The sequence below is a fragment of the Bartonella sp. B30(2025) genome (assembly GCF_053793825.1).
On the sequence record NZ_CP200034.1, the window covers coordinates 821297 to 838038 of the forward strand.

Below are 16742 nucleotides of genomic sequence, written 5' to 3' on the forward strand. Positions count from 1 at the left end.
CCCCCATATCCCATATCGTTGTCATTATCATCATCGCTGCAAATGTCTTATACAAAAATTTGTCCTTCAGTAGGGATAGCGTTCGCAACAGCTTCATCGCTAGCTTCATCAGGCAACAACATATCATTATGCGCACACCCAGATGGGATCATTGGAAAACAGTTTTCTAAATTATGAACACGACAATCGAAGAGAACTGGCTTATCACAATCAATCATTTGCTTTATTTTACTATCAAGTTCATCTACTTGAGAACAATGTATACCAATTGCTCCATAAGCTTCCGCCAATTTTACAAAATCTGGCATTGCTTCCACATAAGAATGAGAAAGACGATTGCCATGCAATAATTGTTGCCACTGACGAACCATACCCATATACTGATTATTTAAAATAAAAATTTTGACAGGAGCATTATACTGAACCGCAGTAGCAAGTTCTTGAATATTCATCTGTATCGAAGCATCACCGGAAATACATACAACGAGCGCATCAGGATGCGCGATTTGCACACCAACGGCAGCAGGGAAACCATATCCCATAGTTCCAAGTCCCCCAGAAGTCATCCAATGATTTGGCTCATTAAAATGATAATATTGTGCAGCCCACATTTGATGCTGTCCAACATCAGTTGTGATATAAGCATGCATATCTTTAGTGAGTGCATAAAGCCGTTCCAAAGCATATTGCGGCATAATAACATCTTTTTTTTCAGCATATGCTAATGAGTTGCGATTTCTCCAGCGATTAATTTGATCCCACCACGCATCACAACCTTCTCTTTTTGGTACAGCATGAGATTGATGCCAATGTCGTATAATATCTTTTAAAACGTAACCCACATCACCAACAATAGGAACTTCTGCTTTTACTATTTTATTAATAGAAGAAGGGTCAATATCAATGTGAATAATGCGAGCATGAGGTGCAAACGCATCAAGCCTCCCCGTGATACGATCATCAAAACGTGCACCAACAGCTAACATAACATCACAATGATGCATTGTCATATTAGCTTCATAAGTTCCGTGCATCCCCAGCATTCCAAGCCAATTTTTACCAGAGGCTGGATATGCACCAAGCCCCATTAATGTTGAAGTAATTGGAAAATTTCCTAATGTAACAAACTCACGCAAAAATCGTACAGCTTCCAAACCAGACGAAATAACACCACCACCAGAATAAATAACAGGACGCTTTGCTTCTGCCAAAAGAGAAACAGCAGCTTCAATAGCTCCAGTATCCTCTTTTGGTTTAGGATAAGAATGCACAGATGTTGGCGTTTGGGGTGCTCTATAAATACCTGAAGCAAATTGAACATCTTTAGGAATATCAATCAGAACGGGACCTGGACGTCCTGATTGAGCAATATAAAAGGCTTCATGAATAACCGCTGCAAGGTCATTTACATCTTTAACAAAACAATTATGTTTGGTGCAGGACTTTGTAATACCAATTGTATCAGCTTCTTGAAAAGCATTTGTCCCAATCACAGTTGTCGGCACCTGACCCGAAAAACAAACAATAGGTATAGAATCCATTAACGCATCTTGCAGAGGTGTTACAGCGTTTGTTGCACCTGGGCCAGAAGTTACAAGCATAACACCTACTTTTCCTGTGCTGCGTGCATAGCCTTCAGCGGCATGTCCCGCGGCTTGTTCATGACGCACTAAAATATGCTGAAGTACATCCTGTTGATAAAGAGCATCAAAAATAGGAAGTACAGCCCCACCAGGATACCCAAAAATATGTGTAATCCCTTGATCAATAAGAGCTTGAACAACCATTTCAGCTCCTAACATTGCTTTTCCGTCTGCACTTTCTTTTGTTTTTGGATGATCTATCATTTTTCCCACTCATCTATTTGATAGCATAACAAAAAAGGCTCTTTAAAGAGCCTATTACACGCAAATATATATATTGTGTAATTATCCCCCTATTAAAATATAGCATACACTATAAGATATTTTTCATATTGAAAATATCTAATTTCATCAATACTGCTCGTCAATCAAAAATAATACTTCTAAAAACTCTCGCTTTAAAATATTTTGTTTTTTTTCAAACTATTTTAGAGTTTTTTGCAGTACTTCTGATGAAGGAATAAGCATCCATTCTTTATCAAATTGGTGACGAAACCACGTCATCTGTCTTTTTGCATACCTTCTTGTTTGTTTTTTTGCTGTTTCAATCGCATCCTCAAAATTTTTATATCCATCTAAATGAGACATCAACTCACTCACACCAATAGCTTTCATCGCCGGTAATAAGGGAGAAAGCATAAGATTTTTGATAGCAATGACCTCTTTTAAAACCCCGTCTTCCACCATATGATCAAATCTTTCATTAATGCGAGCATAAAGTAATTGACGTGGTGGAATGAGAAGAATTTTTTTTAAACGTTCTGATGCAATGAGAGGTGTTGTTTTTTTCTTTTGCCACCAGCTTAACCTTTTTCCAGTTGCTTCATAGACTTCCAAAGCACGTACAATGCGTTGACCATCTTGCGAAGAAATTTTTTCACAAATCAGAGTGTCAACCTGCAATAATTGACGATAAAGATTTTCAGCACCTTCTTTATCAAGTCGCAATCGCCATTTTTGCCGCACAACATCCGGAATATGAGGAATCTCTGCAATTCCCTCCAAAAGAGCACGAAAATAAAGCCCGGTGCCGCCAACAAAAATCAATGATTTTGATGTACATGTATTTAAAAGCTTTTTAACATCATTTAACCACTGCCCTACTGAATAGTGAACAGCAGGATTTACATAACCGTAGAGATAATGCGGAACAATTGCAGTATCTAATTTTGTTGGTCTTGCAGTTAAAATATTTAAAACATCATAAATCTGCATAGAATCAGCATTAATGATAACAGCATCTTTTTTTTGTGCCATTTTTAATGCCAGCGCTGACTTACCACTTGCAGTAGGACCTGCTAACAAAGTAATAGTTCTTTGTGTCATAAATAAAAATTTCTTATGTTTATAAAGAAGTAATTTATTGCAATGTCCATGATATATTATAAATTTTATATAACATCTGTAATATCATAGACATTAAATTTTACAAATAACCATATAAATTACTATCCTTTTACTTATAAGATAGTGCTCTAAAGAAGCTCTCTAACCCTTGTTATTATAAAATTAGCATCATAAAACTTTTTAAAAGTATCAAAAGAATTCTTTTCTATAATATTATCCCATAATAAAAACCTGCCACAAAATATTTGTAATGTGGTGAAAAATACTCTTTGCTATAATGCACAAAACAAAACTGACACAATACCGATGGATATGGGGAAAATTTCTGTGGTATAGGAAATTAAAAGAGTTTTTAATGACTGTAAAGCACGCACATTACCTTAATCACGAAAAACATCCTTTAAAATTTATATAAATTTCATTTTATAAAGATACAACCCAAAGAAAAATATGAAATTCTTAATAATATCGTATTTTTATACATATTTTTTCAAAATAGAAGAAAACACGAGTATACTCTTAAGATTGCTGTTCATATGCAGATATTTTGATGAATAAACGACTTCCAAAATAGAGCCATATCAATCTATTTGGATCGTTACAAATCGTAACTCTCCATCTGGACGAGCAACAATTAGTGAGGCATTTTTGCGTCCAGTTTCACGTAATTTATGAAGTCGTTTTTTGGCGTCATCAATTGTGGTAATCGCACTTTGATTAATGTCAACAATCACTTCTCCAATGCGAATACGTCTTTTATCCGCTATACTATTTTGTGCAACAGATGTCACCACTAACCCATTAAGCTTATCAGTAATTGAATAATCTTTGCGCAAATCATTCGTTAACTCAGATAATGTCATACCCATAAATTGCATTGTTGCCTTTTCAGATAGAGCATCACTTTTTTCATTATCGGATTCTTCCGATATGTTTTCATCAGTATCTGTCTCAATTAAACGACCAAGCTTAACCTTTACTGTTTTTTCTCGCCCATTACGAAAAACTGTAACATCCATTACCTTGCCCGCTGGACTTTCTGCTACTAAGCGCGGTAAATCACGTGCGTTTTTAATTTGAGCATTTCCAAAACGAAGAATGATATCTCCAACCTTCAGCTGGCTATTATCTACCTCTGCACCTTCTATTTTACCTGCAATTAACGCCCCCACAGCATTGTCTAATTTTAAAATCTTTGCAATATCCTCTGTAACAGGTTGAATGCGAATAGCTAACCAACCGCGTCTTATTTCTCCAAAATCACGTAACTGATTAATAACAGAAAGCGCCATATCAGATGGTATAGCAAAACCAATACCAATAGATCCTCCAGAAGGAGAAATGATCGCTGTATTAATCCCAATTACCTGACCTTCTCTATCAAATAAAGGACCTCCAGAATTACCTCTATTAATTGCTGCATCTGTCTGTATGAAATTGTCATAAGGACCAGCATTAAGATCACGATTACGTGCAGAAATAATACCAACTGTTACACTTCCACCAAAACCATATGGATTACCAATTGCCATAACCCAATCACCAATACGAGCTTTTTCAGAATCACCAAAACGTACAGCTGTTAATTTTTTTCTTCCTGTTTCTACTTGAAGCAATGCCAAATCAGTTTTGCTATCTTTTCCAAGTAATTTTGCTTTTAGTTTTGTACCATCCGTGAAATTAACTTCAATATCATCAGCTTCAACAATAACATGATAATTGGTAACAATAAGTCCTTTTTCTGCATCAATAACAAAACCGGACCCCAAAGAACGAACTTTCTGAAGTTGGCTACCTTTCTGAGCATCTTTAGGCGTAAAAAAATCACTAAAATACTCTTCTAGCAATGAATCTTTCGGGATAATGGGAACAGAAGTATTCTCATCTTGCTCAGTCCCTTCAACTGTCTGTACCGTCGAAATATTCACAACCGTTTTCAAAAGTTCAGCAGCCAAATCTGGAACAGAAAGTGGTGTATTTTGCAACGAAACAACACCAGACCAACCCATTGATCCTGATAAAGATAAAATAACATAGATAATTATAACTTTGGGAGCAAAACGCTTTAAAAACGCACTCTTATCCATGATATACCTTTAACCAATACTACACAAAGCATTACTTAATCCATTTATGCAAAATCAGTGTAGTCTTAATGATATTACACCATTTTTATCATAAAAGAAAGAAATCACAGACCTCATCTTTTATGAAAGTTCTATCAAAAAATTACTGTTTCATCTCTTCTTTTGAGGGGTTATGACCAATATTATATGAGCTCCTATTCACTTTTGATAAAGATGCTTTATCTGTTTGTGGCGAATTACGAAAATGAAAAAAGAAAGCCTCATTTGGTGAAATCACCATTGGAGTACGCTCTAGATTTTTATACTGTTCCATCGCCAACCAAAAGTCATAAAAAGATGGATTAATTTTTCGCGCATTCAATAAAATGCGAATACTCTCAGCCTGCCCTTCACCACGCGTAATTTCTGCATCACGCTTTGCAGCTGCTACAATTTCTTCATACTTACGATTAGCTTCTGCTACGATACGATCCCGTTCTTGCTGTCCACGAGCACGAATATTTTCTGCTGCAGCCTCGCGTTCAGCTGCCATTTGCCGATATACATCCTCAGAAACAGCATCCGTTAAATCGGTTTTGCGAATACGTACATCTACAATAGTAATCCCCAATGAACCCGCATCTACAGAAAATTGCTTCTGAACTTCTGTCATCATAGAAGCCCGCTCATCCGACAAAGCCGCTTTAAATTCTCGCTTACCATAAACAGCACGCAAAGCATCAATAAAACGAGGTGCAAGATTTTCACGTGCAGCAATTTGAGGACGTCCCGATGCAATACGTTGTAAAAATAACTTAGGATCTGCAATACGGTAAATAAAGAACGCGTCCACTTCGTAATAAGCACCACCGCGAACCTGCACAGATTGTGTAGGAACATCGTAACGTAACAACCGGTTGTCTATAACAACCATCTTGTCCAAAAAAGGAATCTTAAAATAAATTCCAGGCTCAGGTTCTACTTTAACAATTTGTCCAAAGCGTTTAATTGCCACTTGCTGGCGAGGATAAACAATAAAAATAGATAACCACAAGGATACCAAAAAAAAGACTATGGCGCTCAAGATAAACAAAAAACGAGATTGCTGCATGATTATTGTCCCCTAGAAATGCCAAAGTTTGATAGCTTTGTAGAACGCGCTGATGTTGTTGCTTTCTCTGACAAATTGCTGTGTAGCAGCTCATTCAGCGACAAATAAGGTACCGTTGCAGAATTTACTTGATCAAACACTAACTTACTTGGTGAAGAAAGAACACGTCCCATCATCTCCATATAAAGACGATAGCGAACCGCATCTGGTGCAATAGCAGCTTCACGAGCAATCGCCTCAAAACGCTCAGCTCGCCCTGTTGCCTCTTCAATCATTTGCGCTTTCTCACCTTTTGCCACTTCTCGTGTGCGTGAAGCCTCACCATTAGCTAAACCAATTTTATTAAAATGTACACGATTCCCTTCTTCAATCATTCGTCCACGTTCTTGCTCTGCCTGTTGGACAGAATTAAAGGCAGCAGCAACTTTCGTAGGAGGTGCTGCTTCACTAATCGATACACGGCTTATTTCAACACCAAGCTGATATTTATCCACAGTCATCTGAATAATTTTTCTGACATCATCAGCAACCTCTTCCTTTTTATCACGTAAAACATCGTCAACAGGGCGAGAACCAATTACCTCACGCATTGCACTTTCAGCAACCTGACGAACTGTTCCTTCTTGATCACTCACATTGAATAAAAACTGACTGGGGTGTGAAATTCTATAATAAACGGAAAAGTTAACATTAACAATGTTTTGATCACTTGAAAGCATTAAACCTTCGCTTTGCTGTGCCTGACCAGGCTGTCCACCAATCGCGATTGTTTTTTCTGTTAGAGGTACTTTCATATAGGTTTCAATAGGCCAAAAGTGAAAATGCAATCCATCTCCGATAATTTGTTCTTTAGGAATTCCAAAACGCAGTTCTACTGCTTGTTCATTTTGCTGAACGATATAGATAGACTGGTATAACCAAAAAAATACAACTATCAAAAACAACAAAACAAAAAGACCACCATCACCAAACTGTTTGAGCTGACTTTGTCCCTTACGCAAGATATCATCAAAATTATGATTCTTATCATCCCCGTTATTGCTGCCAGAACCAAAGAGATTCTTTCCTGGTGTTTTTCTATCACCACCAAGTTTATTTTTATCGCCACTCCATGGCCCACCACCATTTTGATTCGTCCAGGGCATTATCACCTCTTTTAAATTTAGTAACAAATACTCATCATATAGTAACCATTTACTCGATCTTATAGGGTGCCTTTTATCTGATTACAATACGATTATGCTCTTTCACTTATAATTAATATTGCAATATTATAAAATTATAAATGATCATTTTCGCTCATAAACAACAAAACGTGTCGGATGACTATCTTTATCTCCATCAGGAATATATTGTGTTTGCACTATATTCCACTTTTCCTTATCAAAAACAGGAAAAAAACTATCACCTTCAATAGAATCGAGAACCTCTGTGATAAGTATTTTATTAGCAATACTCAATCCTTGTTGAAAAATTTCGCCACCACCAATAATAAAAATCTCGTCTATACCACTTTGAGAAGCTACCTTTTTCGCGATAGAAAGGGACTGAGACAAAGAATGAGCAATAATAGCACCTTCAGCAGTAAAAGCACTATTGCGTGTAATGACAATATTTGTTCGTCCAGGCAAAGGACGACCGATAGAATTCCAAGTTTTTCGCCCCATAATTACAGGCTTGCCTAATGTCAAAGCCTTAAAGCGTTTTAAATCCGTTGATAGACGCCAAGGCATTGTACCTTCGCGACCGATAACAGCATTTTGTGCAACAGCAGCAATTAAACAAATTGAACAAATCATACTGCCACCGGTGCCTTTATATGTGGTTGCGCATTATAATTAAGTAATTCAAAATCCTCAAATTTAAAAGAAAAAAGATCTGTTACCTCTGAATTTATACGCATGAACGGTAAAGCACTTGGTGTACGAGACAATTGGCATCTAGCCTGTTCAAAATGATTAGAATAAAGATGAACATCTCCGAGAGTATGAATAAAATCACCTGCTTTAAGTCCACTGACCTGTGCAACCATCATCGTTAACAATGCATAAGATGCGATATTGAATGGAACACCTAAAAAAACATCTCCTGAACGTTGATAAAGTTGGCAGGACAATTTACCATCAGTAATATAAAATTGAAATAAACAATGACAAGGTGGTAAAGCCATTTCTTCTGTCAGCGCAGGGTTCCATGCAGATACAATCAAACGACGAGAATTAGGCGTTTCCTTAATCATACTCAAAAGATCACTGATTTGATCAATACAGCGCCCATCAGGAGCTGGCCAAGAACGCCATTGATAACCGTAGATAGGACCGAGATTTCCTTCTTCATCAGCCCATTCATCCCAAATGGACACACCATGTTTCTTCAGCCATGCAATATTCGTATCACCTTTGAGAAACCACAAAAGCTCATAAATAATCGAGCGTAAATGCATTTTCTTTGTTGTCAGTAAAGGAAAACCAGCCTGTAAATCAAACCGCATTTGATATCCAAAAATTGACCGAGTCCCTACACCTGTCCGATCCATACGGTCAATACCTGTATTTAAAATATGCGATAAAAGATCTAAGTAAGGTTTCATACGGATATCACAATCAATTTTATCTCTCAATATTTTCTGCTTCAACGTCGACAGAAAATATTCTTATACAGCAAATGTTATTATGTACAGTAAATATAAATTAAATTACATAGTTTTGACGCATATCGCATATGATGCAATATTATAACATAATCTATAATTAAATATAAATAAGGTGGGAGCAAACTTATGGGGAACAATACTCTAGAATCTCATGACACAAGAAAGCGTGTTATATCTATCATAGCAAGCGCATCAGGCAATTTAGTAGAATGGTATGACTTTTATGTCTATGCTTTTACTTCTATCTATTTTTCATCGCAATTTTTTCCATCAAATGGCGATGTTGTCATGGAGCTTTTTCAATCTTCCGCTGTTTTTGCTATCGGTTTTTTTATGCGTCCAATTGGTGGTTGGCTCTTTGGATTTATTGCTGATCGTTATGGACGAAAACGCTCAATGCTCATTTCTGTTATTATGATGTGCAGTGGCTCTTTCTTGATTGCTGTACTTCCTACTTATGAAACTATAGGAATGACAGCAGCAGTTTTACTCCTTTTACTTCGTATGCTTCAAGGACTTTCAGTTGGTGGGGAATACGGTACAACAGCAACCTATATGAGTGAAGTTGCCCTCAAAAATCGTCGTGGTTTCTTTAGCTCTTTTCAATATGCAACAATCATTGGAGGTCAGCTTTTTGCCAGTCTTGTTATATTTGCTCTAGCATTATATCTTACAGAAGATCAGCTAAAGGCATGGGGATGGCGTATCCCTTTTGCAATTGGTGGATTAGGAGCAATTGTTGCAATGTATCTCCGTCGCTCGCTTAATGAAACAACTACTAAAGAAAGCCGCTCTAAACAAAAAACTGGACTTCTTGAAGAACTTTTGTGCAATCACGGAAAAATTTTCTTCTTAGTTATGTGCTTTACAGCTGGAGGATCGCTCACATTTTATACATACACCACTTATATGCAAAAATATCTTATCACGACAACTGGCTTTGATAAACACACCGCTACAACGATAATGACTGCCGCACTCTTTATTTTCATGTTCATTCAACCAATATTTGGTTCTCTAGCAGATAAAATTGGAATAAAAAATTCAATGCTTATTTGGAGTGCTTTATCTATCATTTGTACAATTCCTGCACTCAGAGTAATTGCTAGTACTAATAATACATGGGCTGCACTATTTATTATTATTGGAATGCTTTGTGTTATGAGTTTTTACACATCCGTCTCTGGTATTGTAAAAGCAGAACTATTTCCAGCCTCAATACGCGCCACATCAATTGGACTAGCACACGCTATTGCCAATGCATTATTTGGTGGTTCTGCTGAATCTGTAGCACTCCAATTAAAAAAAATGGGACATGAATCTGCCTTTCACTATTATATCATTGGCATGATGATCATTGCATTTATCGCAATTGTCTTAATGCCAAATGTCCAAAAAGTAGGATATCTTCAAAGAGATGATATTCATTAACTTTTTTATATGAAACAAAAAGCTCAATAATCTGAGCTTTTTGTTTACGCATTTCCTATAAAAACAAGAGTTAATAAGTTTTTATCCTAAAATCCTTAATGCCACAAAAACAATGCTTTCCATTGTAATGTGCGTTACAAAAAATAAACGGACATTGTTATAAATACGCAGATCTCTCCTTTTTATTTAATGCAGCAATACAGAGAGCAAAAAATCAGAAAAATATCTGATGTTTTTAACAAAAATATACCTTTTTATTTTTTATAACGTTAGGAAAAATAACCATCTTAATCCTAATTAAAAAATTAATACTGTGAGCAATATAACAACTCTCAAGAACTGCCAAGAACAACATTAAAGCTGTAGATAGCACAAAGCTTTTCTTCTTTATCACCTCATTTTTATCACCTCATTTATCCCAAATCGATACACCATATTTTTTCAACCATACAACATTTGTATCACTTTTAAGAAAACCACAAAAGCTCATAAGGATGAAGAACAAATACAATTTACTCGTTTATCAATAAAGAAAAAACAACCTATCATTCACATCCCTTTACAATAGCAAAAAATTAATCGTGCTCGCTTGTTTGATTTGTATGATAAATATCTTAATTTAAAAATTGAGACAGATTTTTATATAAGATGACAACCTGCTTCATGCATCACAGAAGAGAAGAATATAAAACTTATAAATATACAACTTGAAATTTTTATTTCTCATATCTTGCCGAGAGAATTATGATGATATTATTAAATTTTTGACGTCACACGTAAAATACTGTAAACAGCCCCCCAAAATGAGCATAATGTGAATAAATTAGAGGGATAACCATATGGAAAATGAAGCAACCTTAGAACCTCATGACACAAGAAAGCGTATTGTATCTATCATATCAAGTGCATCAGGCAATTTAGTAGAATGGTATGATTTTTATGTCTATGCTTTTACTTCTATCTATTTTTCATCGCAATTTTTTCCATCAAATGGCGATGTTGTCATGGAGCTTTTTCAATCTTCCGCTGTTTTTGCTATCGGTTTTTTTATGCGTCCAATCGGTGGTTGGCTCTTTGGATTTATTGCTGATCGTTATGGACGAAAACGCTCAATGCTCATTTCTGTTATTATGATGTGCAGTGGCTCTTTCTTGATTGCTGTACTTCCTACTTATGAAACTATAGGAATGACAGCAGGAATTTTGCTCCTTTTACTTCGTATGCTTCAAGGACTTTCAGTTGGTGGGGAATACGGTACAACAGCAACCTATATGAGTGAAGTTGCTCTCAAAAACCGTCGTGGTTTCTTTAGCTCTTTTCAATATGCTACGCTCATCGGTGGTCAACTTCTTGCCAGCCTTGTTATGTTTGTTTTAGCATTATATCTTACAGAAGATCAGCTAAAGGCATGGGGATGGCGTATCCCTTTTGCAATTGGTGGATTAGGAGCAATTGTTGCAATTTATCTCCGTCGTTCACTTCATGAAACAACTACAAAAGAAAGTCGTGCTAAGAAACAAGCTGGTAGTCTTAAAGAACTTCTATGTAATCACGGAAAAGCTTTTTTTCTAGTTATTGGGTTTACAGCTGGAGGATCGCTCACATTTTATACATACACCACTTATATGCAAAAATATCTTATCACGACAACTGGCTTTGATAAACACACTGCCACAACAATAATGACTGTCGCACTCTTTGTCTTTATGTTAATCCAACCCATATTTGGTTCTCTAGCAGATAAAATTGGAACTAAAACTTCATTACTTATTTGGAGTGCTTTATCTATCATTTGTACAATTCCTGCACTCAGAGTCATTGCTAGTACTAATGATACATGGGTTGCACTATTCATCATTATTGGAATGCTCTGTATAATGAGTTTTTATACATCCGTCTCTGGTATTGTAAAAGCAGAAATGTTTCCAACTTCAATACGAGCAATGGGAGTTGGACTATCTTATGCTATTGCCAATGCATTTTTCGGTGGTTCTGCCGAATCTGTAGCACTCCAATTAAAAAAAATGGGACATGAATCCGTATTCCACTTTTACATAATGGGCATGATGGTCATCGCATTTATCGCAATTGTCCTGATGCCAGATACGCGAAAAAAGGGATATCTTCAAAAAGATAATATTCATTAACTTTTTTATATTAAACAAAAAAGCTCAAATTATTGAGCTTTTTTGTTATGGATCCCTATAAATCTTATCCTAAAGTTCTCTCTATTATAAAGGGACAGGGAATCGCTATTGCAGTATAAGCTGTTAAACTGAGCATTTAATATATTATTTCTATTTTACTAAATTCATAACACTTGAGCTAAAAAATATTCGATTTATTTTTATTAATATTAAAAGTTTGGAAAAAGTAAAACTTGTTATATAATGTTGCTCTTCTTTAGTCTTTATTAATAAATTATAATGTTTAAAATAGAAATTTCTACTAAACTTAACATAATAATTTAATTATAAATTTTATCTGTAATAAAAACAAATATTTTACTAGTATTTTTATAAAAAGTGAAAATTTAATCTATATAATATCATTCAAAAAATTGTCTTTTAACATCAAATTATTCGTCTTAAAAAGACTAATCTCGCGTTTTTAAATATACAGTATTTATATTGCCTCTAAAAGACCATAAAAGCTCATCAAAAACCAAAAAAACATGCAATCTTTTAATTGTTTCTCCCTCCAAAATAGCTTGTAAATAAAACATATTTTCTACCAAAATTGACCGCGCTCAAACTTAATTTAATTTTTATAATCAACTCTATCATTAAAACCTAATATTAAAAATTGAGGTCAATTTTTATATAAACCTGATAATTCATTTTATTAATTATACAAAGAAAAAGAATAATAAAAAAACTCTAAGATACACGACTTGAATCACGCATTTCCAATTTTTGTATAGAAAATTTTCATAAAATTATTAACTTTTGACGTAAAAGATAAAATGCTGTACCTCCTTTTTTAGAATACAATGCAATGGAATTTTTTATATAAAAAAGCATTACAAATAATGTGTAAAAAAAAGGGGAGAATATTCTTATGCAAAATCAAGCCGTTTTAGAGACGCACGATACAAGAAAACGTATTTTATCTATCATATCAAGCGCATCAGGCAATTTAGTAGAATGGTATGACTTTTATGTCTATGCTTTTACTTCTATCTATTTTTCATCGCAGTTTTTTCCATCAAATGGCGATGTTGTCATGGAGCTTTTTCAATCTTCCGCTGTTTTTGCTATCGGTTTTTTTATGCGTCCAATTGGTGGTTGGCTCTTTGGATTTATTGCTGATCGCTATGGACGAAAGCGCTCAATGCTCATTTCTATTTTTATGATGTGTGGTGGTTCTTTTTTAATTGCTATACTGCCCACTTATGAAACCATTGGAGCAACTGCAGGAATTTTACTACTTTTATTACGTATGCTGCAAGGACTTTCAGCGGGTGGTGAGTATGGTACAGCTGCAACTTATATGAGCGAAATAGCTCTTAAAAACCATCGCGGGCTCTTTGCTTCTTTTCAATCCGCAACACTTATTGCTGGTCAGCTTTTTGCCAGTCTTGTTATCTTTACTCTAGCGACTTACTTAAGAGAAGATCAGCTAAAGGCATGGGGATGGCGTATTCCTTTTGCTATTGGTGGAATAACAGCAATTGTTGCAATTTATCTCCGTCGCTCACTTCATGAAACAACCACTAAAGAAAGCCGCTCCAAAAAACAAACTGGAAGTTTCAAAGAACTTTTTTTTCATCATGGAAAATCCTTTTTTCTAATTGTTATTTTTGCTGCTGGAGGATCGCTCACATTTTATACATACACCACTTATATGCAAAAATATCTGATCACGACAACTGGCTTTGATAAACACACTGCTACAACAATAATGACTATTGCACTCTTTATTTTTATGCTAATCCAACCTCTATGTGGAATCTTAGCAGATAAAATTGGAATAAAAACTGTCATTATTATTTGGAGTATATTAGCAACTATCTTTACGTTTCCCGGAATGAAAATTATCGGAAACACTAATAGCCCATTGATTGCTTTATTAACTATTGTTGGGCTCTTCTTTATTATGAGTTTTTATACATCCATTTCTGGCGTTGTAAAATCAGCAATGTTTCCTGCTTCAGTACGAGCACTTGGTGTTGGAATGTCTCATGCTATTGGCAACGCGTTGCTTGGTGGAACGGCTGAATCCGTAGCACTTAAATTAAAAAGTATTGGTCATGAATCCATCTTTTATTACTACATAACTGGTGTAATGATCTTAGCATTCATTGCACTTCTCTTTGTTCCAAATGTCAAAACAGAAGGACATCTTCAAAACAAAGATATGTATTAAATACTAAACTTCAAAAACAAAAGCCCAATTTTTCGGGCTTTTGTTTTTATACTTTTTTATCATAATTGCTTAGAAACAATTTTAATATTATCTATAATTTATTAAATGCATTTAACTGCTTAGCTACCAAATAATAAAAAATTATACGGCTTTTCCTCCAACTTTCAGATATTATATCTGTAATATATCTGCAATTTTTAAGATAGCTTTCTTAGCATTTCCTACATCAATTCCTCATATGTTGCGAATCCATTTTTAACACGCTCTAACTCTTGTCTATCTGACGTCGCAACGAATGATGAACTTGCCTCTTCATTACTAAAGATAAGCGATCACGAAACCGTTCTATTGCATCTGTATCAGGCTTTTGATCATATAATTTAATATCTCCAAATCATTTATCATTTCGCTATATCCCCTTTCCAATAATTGATAGCCTATATTTTAATCATTTCATTTAGCTGAATAAATAATGAGAGAACTTAAAATATTAAACACCCCCCTTTTCCTAAGACTATTATTCATCTATATTTAAAGAGCTGGCTTACCAGCTATGGTAATAAATGAACAATGAAATAAACTCATTGGACCCGGGGGCGGTACCCGGCGCCTCCACCAAAATATAATCAAAAAATTATATTTTGATGGGGGCGAAATAGGATCGACAAGAGCGTAAAGATTGCTTTTTTACCCGGCATTGTACCACCGTTATCGGACTAACTTAGTAGTTGCAAATGACAACTATGCGGAAGCACGTCTCGCTGCGTAATGCGGTGCGAATGTTTCAAACTAAGTCTTAAATCATCGCAGATTTAAGCGGGGTTCGGAGGCACCTGGCAACAGAAGCCTTCACTATTACATTAAGTGTTATTGATTAATCTTTTGGTCATAAAATTTTGTGTTTTTATCAATTAATTAAGTGCATAATATATAAAATATTGCTAGCTTAAGAAAACATTCATTGTACAGTAATGGTTCATGTTCAGTGACATTTTAAAACAAAAGGAATAAACTTTGATGGTTAAAGATCAAATCCGCTACGATGTTCTCGTTCAGGATGCACTGCGTGGAGTTATACGGAAAGTTTTATTGGAAGTGGCCAAAGCAGGACTCCCAGGCAATCATCATTTCTTTATTACTTTTTTGACAAATGCACCGGGAGTAAAAATTTCTAATCGGTTAAAAAATCGCTATCCAGAGCAAATGACAATTGTACTACAACACCAATTCCGAGATTTAAGCGTATTAGAAACAGCTTTCGAAGTCACACTTTCTTTTAAAGAAATTAGTGAAAAATTGGTGATCCCTTTTACTGCTATCCAAATATTTTATGACCCTATAGCAGCATTTGAAGCCGCATTTGATTTACCTTCAAATTCCATTGCTAAGGAGAATAGCAATTCAGAAAATACTGTAAGCGCCTCTCCTACTGTTCCATCAAACAAGAAAAAGCAAGAAGAGACACCAACAAAAGAGAAAAATTTAAAAACCAATAAAGAACCTTCAAATAACGATACCAAACAAAGTGCTGATGTCGTTTCCTTAGATTCCTTTAGAAAAAATAAATAGATTTATCCATGGTTGAACTTATTAACCTTCGCCATTTTCGAAAACAAAAAAAACGTGTGGAAAAAGCCATTCACGCGGAGGAAAATCGCTACCGATTTGGAAGAACAAAAACTGAAAAGCTATTTGAACAAAAGAGATCCTTAAAAACCAAAAAATTTCTTAATCAAAACCGTTTATGCCGCAATGAATCAGAGTAAAAAAGCATGCATGAAAATGATCTTATTGATTGGTCAAAAACAGTTTTAAAAAAAATATCTGTTCGTATTGATGGACACTCAACAAGCGTATCTTTAGAACAATCATTTATAGAAGTTCTTAAGGCTATAGCACGTAAAAAGGGAAAATCTTTAACTTTTATTATCGCTGATATTGATAAAAAAAGACCCCCACAGATAAATCTTTCAGCCTCATTACGCGTTTATGCACTCCAGAGTGTTCTTAATCGAACTCTTTAATATTCCATTTTTTTACGGTTTTTATCTTCTATTTGATCAAAAAAACTGTTACAGTTTTCTTGAGAGAGAGTTTTTTATAGCGCTTAAAGAAAAAAAGTA

The 16742-nt window shown here is 35.1% G+C and carries 13 protein-coding genes, 1 other RNA gene and 1 pseudogene; 7 read left to right on the forward strand and 8 right to left on the reverse strand.

Annotation, left to right across the window (positions count from 1 at the left end; genetic code table 11):
• Positions 1–47: 47 nt before the first annotated feature.
• From V4P55_RS03550 to V4P55_RS03580, 7 genes are all read right to left on the reverse strand, one after another.
• Positions 48–1847 carry an acetolactate synthase 3 large subunit gene (locus V4P55_RS03550; RefSeq protein WP_455475029.1) on the reverse strand — a complete coding sequence of 600 codons (1800 nt, stop codon included), beginning with the start codon at positions 1845–1847 and terminating at the stop codon, positions 48–50.
• A gap of 219 nt (positions 1848–2066) precedes the next feature.
• Complete coding sequence (gene miaA / locus V4P55_RS03555) at positions 2067–2969, reverse strand: tRNA (adenosine(37)-N6)-dimethylallyltransferase MiaA (protein ID WP_455473760.1); 903 nt, start codon at positions 2967–2969, stop codon at positions 2067–2069.
• A gap of 602 nt (positions 2970–3571) precedes the next feature.
• Positions 3572–5077, reverse strand: a complete 1506-nt coding sequence (locus V4P55_RS03560; protein WP_455473761.1) for a Do family serine endopeptidase — start codon at positions 5075–5077, stop codon at positions 3572–3574.
• 142 nt (positions 5078–5219) lie between these two features.
• Entirely contained in the window at positions 5220–6167 is a 948-nt protein-coding gene (gene hflC / locus V4P55_RS03565; protein WP_455473762.1) for a protease modulator HflC, read from the reverse strand.
• A 2-nt stretch (positions 6168–6169) separates the two neighbouring features.
• Complete coding sequence (gene hflK / locus V4P55_RS03570; RefSeq protein ID WP_455473763.1) at positions 6170–7312, reverse strand: FtsH protease activity modulator HflK; 1143 nt, start codon at positions 7310–7312, stop codon at positions 6170–6172.
• A 144-nt stretch (positions 7313–7456) separates the two neighbouring features.
• Entirely contained in the window at positions 7457–7966 is a 510-nt protein-coding gene (locus tag V4P55_RS03575) for a dihydrofolate reductase (RefSeq protein WP_455473764.1), read from the reverse strand.
• Positions 7963–8757 (reverse strand): thymidylate synthase, encoded by a 795-nt coding sequence (locus V4P55_RS03580; RefSeq protein ID WP_455475123.1) that lies wholly within the window; start codon positions 8755–8757, stop codon positions 7963–7965. The genes V4P55_RS03575 and V4P55_RS03580 overlap by 4 nt, the downstream gene beginning before the upstream one ends.
• A gap of 189 nt (positions 8758–8946) precedes the next feature.
• On the opposite strand from V4P55_RS03580, the gene V4P55_RS03585 reads away from it, so the two are divergent.
• From V4P55_RS03585 to V4P55_RS03595, 3 genes are all read left to right on the forward strand, one after another.
• Positions 8947–10251 carry an MFS family transporter gene (locus V4P55_RS03585; RefSeq protein ID WP_455473765.1) on the forward strand — a complete coding sequence of 435 codons (1305 nt, stop codon included), beginning with the start codon at positions 8947–8949 and terminating at the stop codon, positions 10249–10251.
• Positions 10252–11090: 839 nt separating this feature from the next.
• Complete coding sequence (locus V4P55_RS03590) at positions 11091–12398, forward strand: MFS family transporter (protein WP_455473766.1); 1308 nt, start codon at positions 11091–11093, stop codon at positions 12396–12398.
• Positions 12399–13311: 913 nt separating this feature from the next.
• Positions 13312–14619 (forward strand): MFS family transporter, encoded by a 1308-nt coding sequence (locus tag V4P55_RS03595; RefSeq protein ID WP_455473767.1) that lies wholly within the window; start codon positions 13312–13314, stop codon positions 14617–14619.
• Between the two features lie 91 nt (positions 14620–14710).
• On the opposite strand, the pseudogene V4P55_RS03600 reads toward V4P55_RS03595, so the two are convergent.
• Positions 14711–15024: pseudogene (locus tag V4P55_RS03600) on the reverse strand (DUF2853 family protein).
• A gap of 94 nt (positions 15025–15118) precedes the next feature.
• Between V4P55_RS03600 and ssrA the strand changes: the two are divergent.
• The 4 genes from ssrA to V4P55_RS03620 all read left to right on the forward strand — a co-directional run bounded on the left by ssrA (position 15119) and on the right by V4P55_RS03620 (position 16643).
• Positions 15119–15473: a transfer-messenger RNA gene (gene ssrA, locus V4P55_RS03605) on the forward strand.
• 163 nt (positions 15474–15636) lie between these two features.
• Positions 15637–16188, forward strand: a complete 552-nt coding sequence (locus V4P55_RS03610; RefSeq protein ID WP_455473768.1) for an SspB family protein — start codon at positions 15637–15639, stop codon at positions 16186–16188.
• 8 nt (positions 16189–16196) lie between these two features.
• Complete coding sequence (locus V4P55_RS03615) at positions 16197–16385, forward strand: DUF4169 family protein (RefSeq protein WP_455473769.1); 189 nt, start codon at positions 16197–16199, stop codon at positions 16383–16385.
• 6 nt (positions 16386–16391) lie between these two features.
• Positions 16392–16643, forward strand: coding sequence for a ribbon-helix-helix domain-containing protein (locus V4P55_RS03620; RefSeq protein WP_455473770.1), 252 nt, complete (start codon positions 16392–16394; stop codon positions 16641–16643).
• The last annotated feature ends 99 nt before the right edge of the window (positions 16644–16742 follow it).

What these genes read in the sequence shown, in the direction of transcription:
- V4P55_RS03585 (WP_455473765.1), top strand. Translation starts at nt 8,947, where the DNA reads ATGGGGAACAATACTCTAGAATCTCATGACACAAGAAAGCGTGTTATA.
- V4P55_RS03620 (WP_455473770.1), top strand. Translation starts at nt 16,392, where the DNA reads ATGCATGAAAATGATCTTATTGATTGGTCAAAAACAGTTTTAAAAAAA.
- V4P55_RS03560 (WP_455473761.1), bottom strand. Translation starts at nt 5,077, where the DNA reads ATGGATAAGAGTGCGTTTTTAAAGCGTTTTGCTCCCAAAGTTATAATT.
- V4P55_RS03615 (WP_455473769.1), top strand. Translation starts at nt 16,197, where the DNA reads ATGGTTGAACTTATTAACCTTCGCCATTTTCGAAAACAAAAAAAACGT.
- hflC (WP_455473762.1), bottom strand. Translation starts at nt 6,167, where the DNA reads ATGCAGCAATCTCGTTTTTTGTTTATCTTGAGCGCCATAGTCTTTTTT.
- V4P55_RS03575 (WP_455473764.1), bottom strand. Translation starts at nt 7,966, where the DNA reads ATGATTTGTTCAATTTGTTTAATTGCTGCTGTTGCACAAAATGCTGTT.
- V4P55_RS03595 (WP_455473767.1), top strand. Translation starts at nt 13,312, where the DNA reads ATGCAAAATCAAGCCGTTTTAGAGACGCACGATACAAGAAAACGTATT.
- hflK (WP_455473763.1), bottom strand. Translation starts at nt 7,312, where the DNA reads ATGCCCTGGACGAATCAAAATGGTGGTGGGCCATGGAGTGGCGATAAA.
- V4P55_RS03550 (WP_455475029.1), bottom strand. Translation starts at nt 1,847, where the DNA reads ATGATAGATCATCCAAAAACAAAAGAAAGTGCAGACGGAAAAGCAATG.
- V4P55_RS03610 (WP_455473768.1), top strand. Translation starts at nt 15,637, where the DNA reads ATGGTTAAAGATCAAATCCGCTACGATGTTCTCGTTCAGGATGCACTG.
- miaA (WP_455473760.1), bottom strand. Translation starts at nt 2,969, where the DNA reads ATGACACAAAGAACTATTACTTTGTTAGCAGGTCCTACTGCAAGTGGT.
- V4P55_RS03580 (WP_455475123.1), bottom strand. Translation starts at nt 8,757, where the DNA reads ATGAAACCTTACTTAGATCTTTTATCGCATATTTTAAATACAGGTATT.
- V4P55_RS03590 (WP_455473766.1), top strand. Translation starts at nt 11,091, where the DNA reads ATGGAAAATGAAGCAACCTTAGAACCTCATGACACAAGAAAGCGTATT.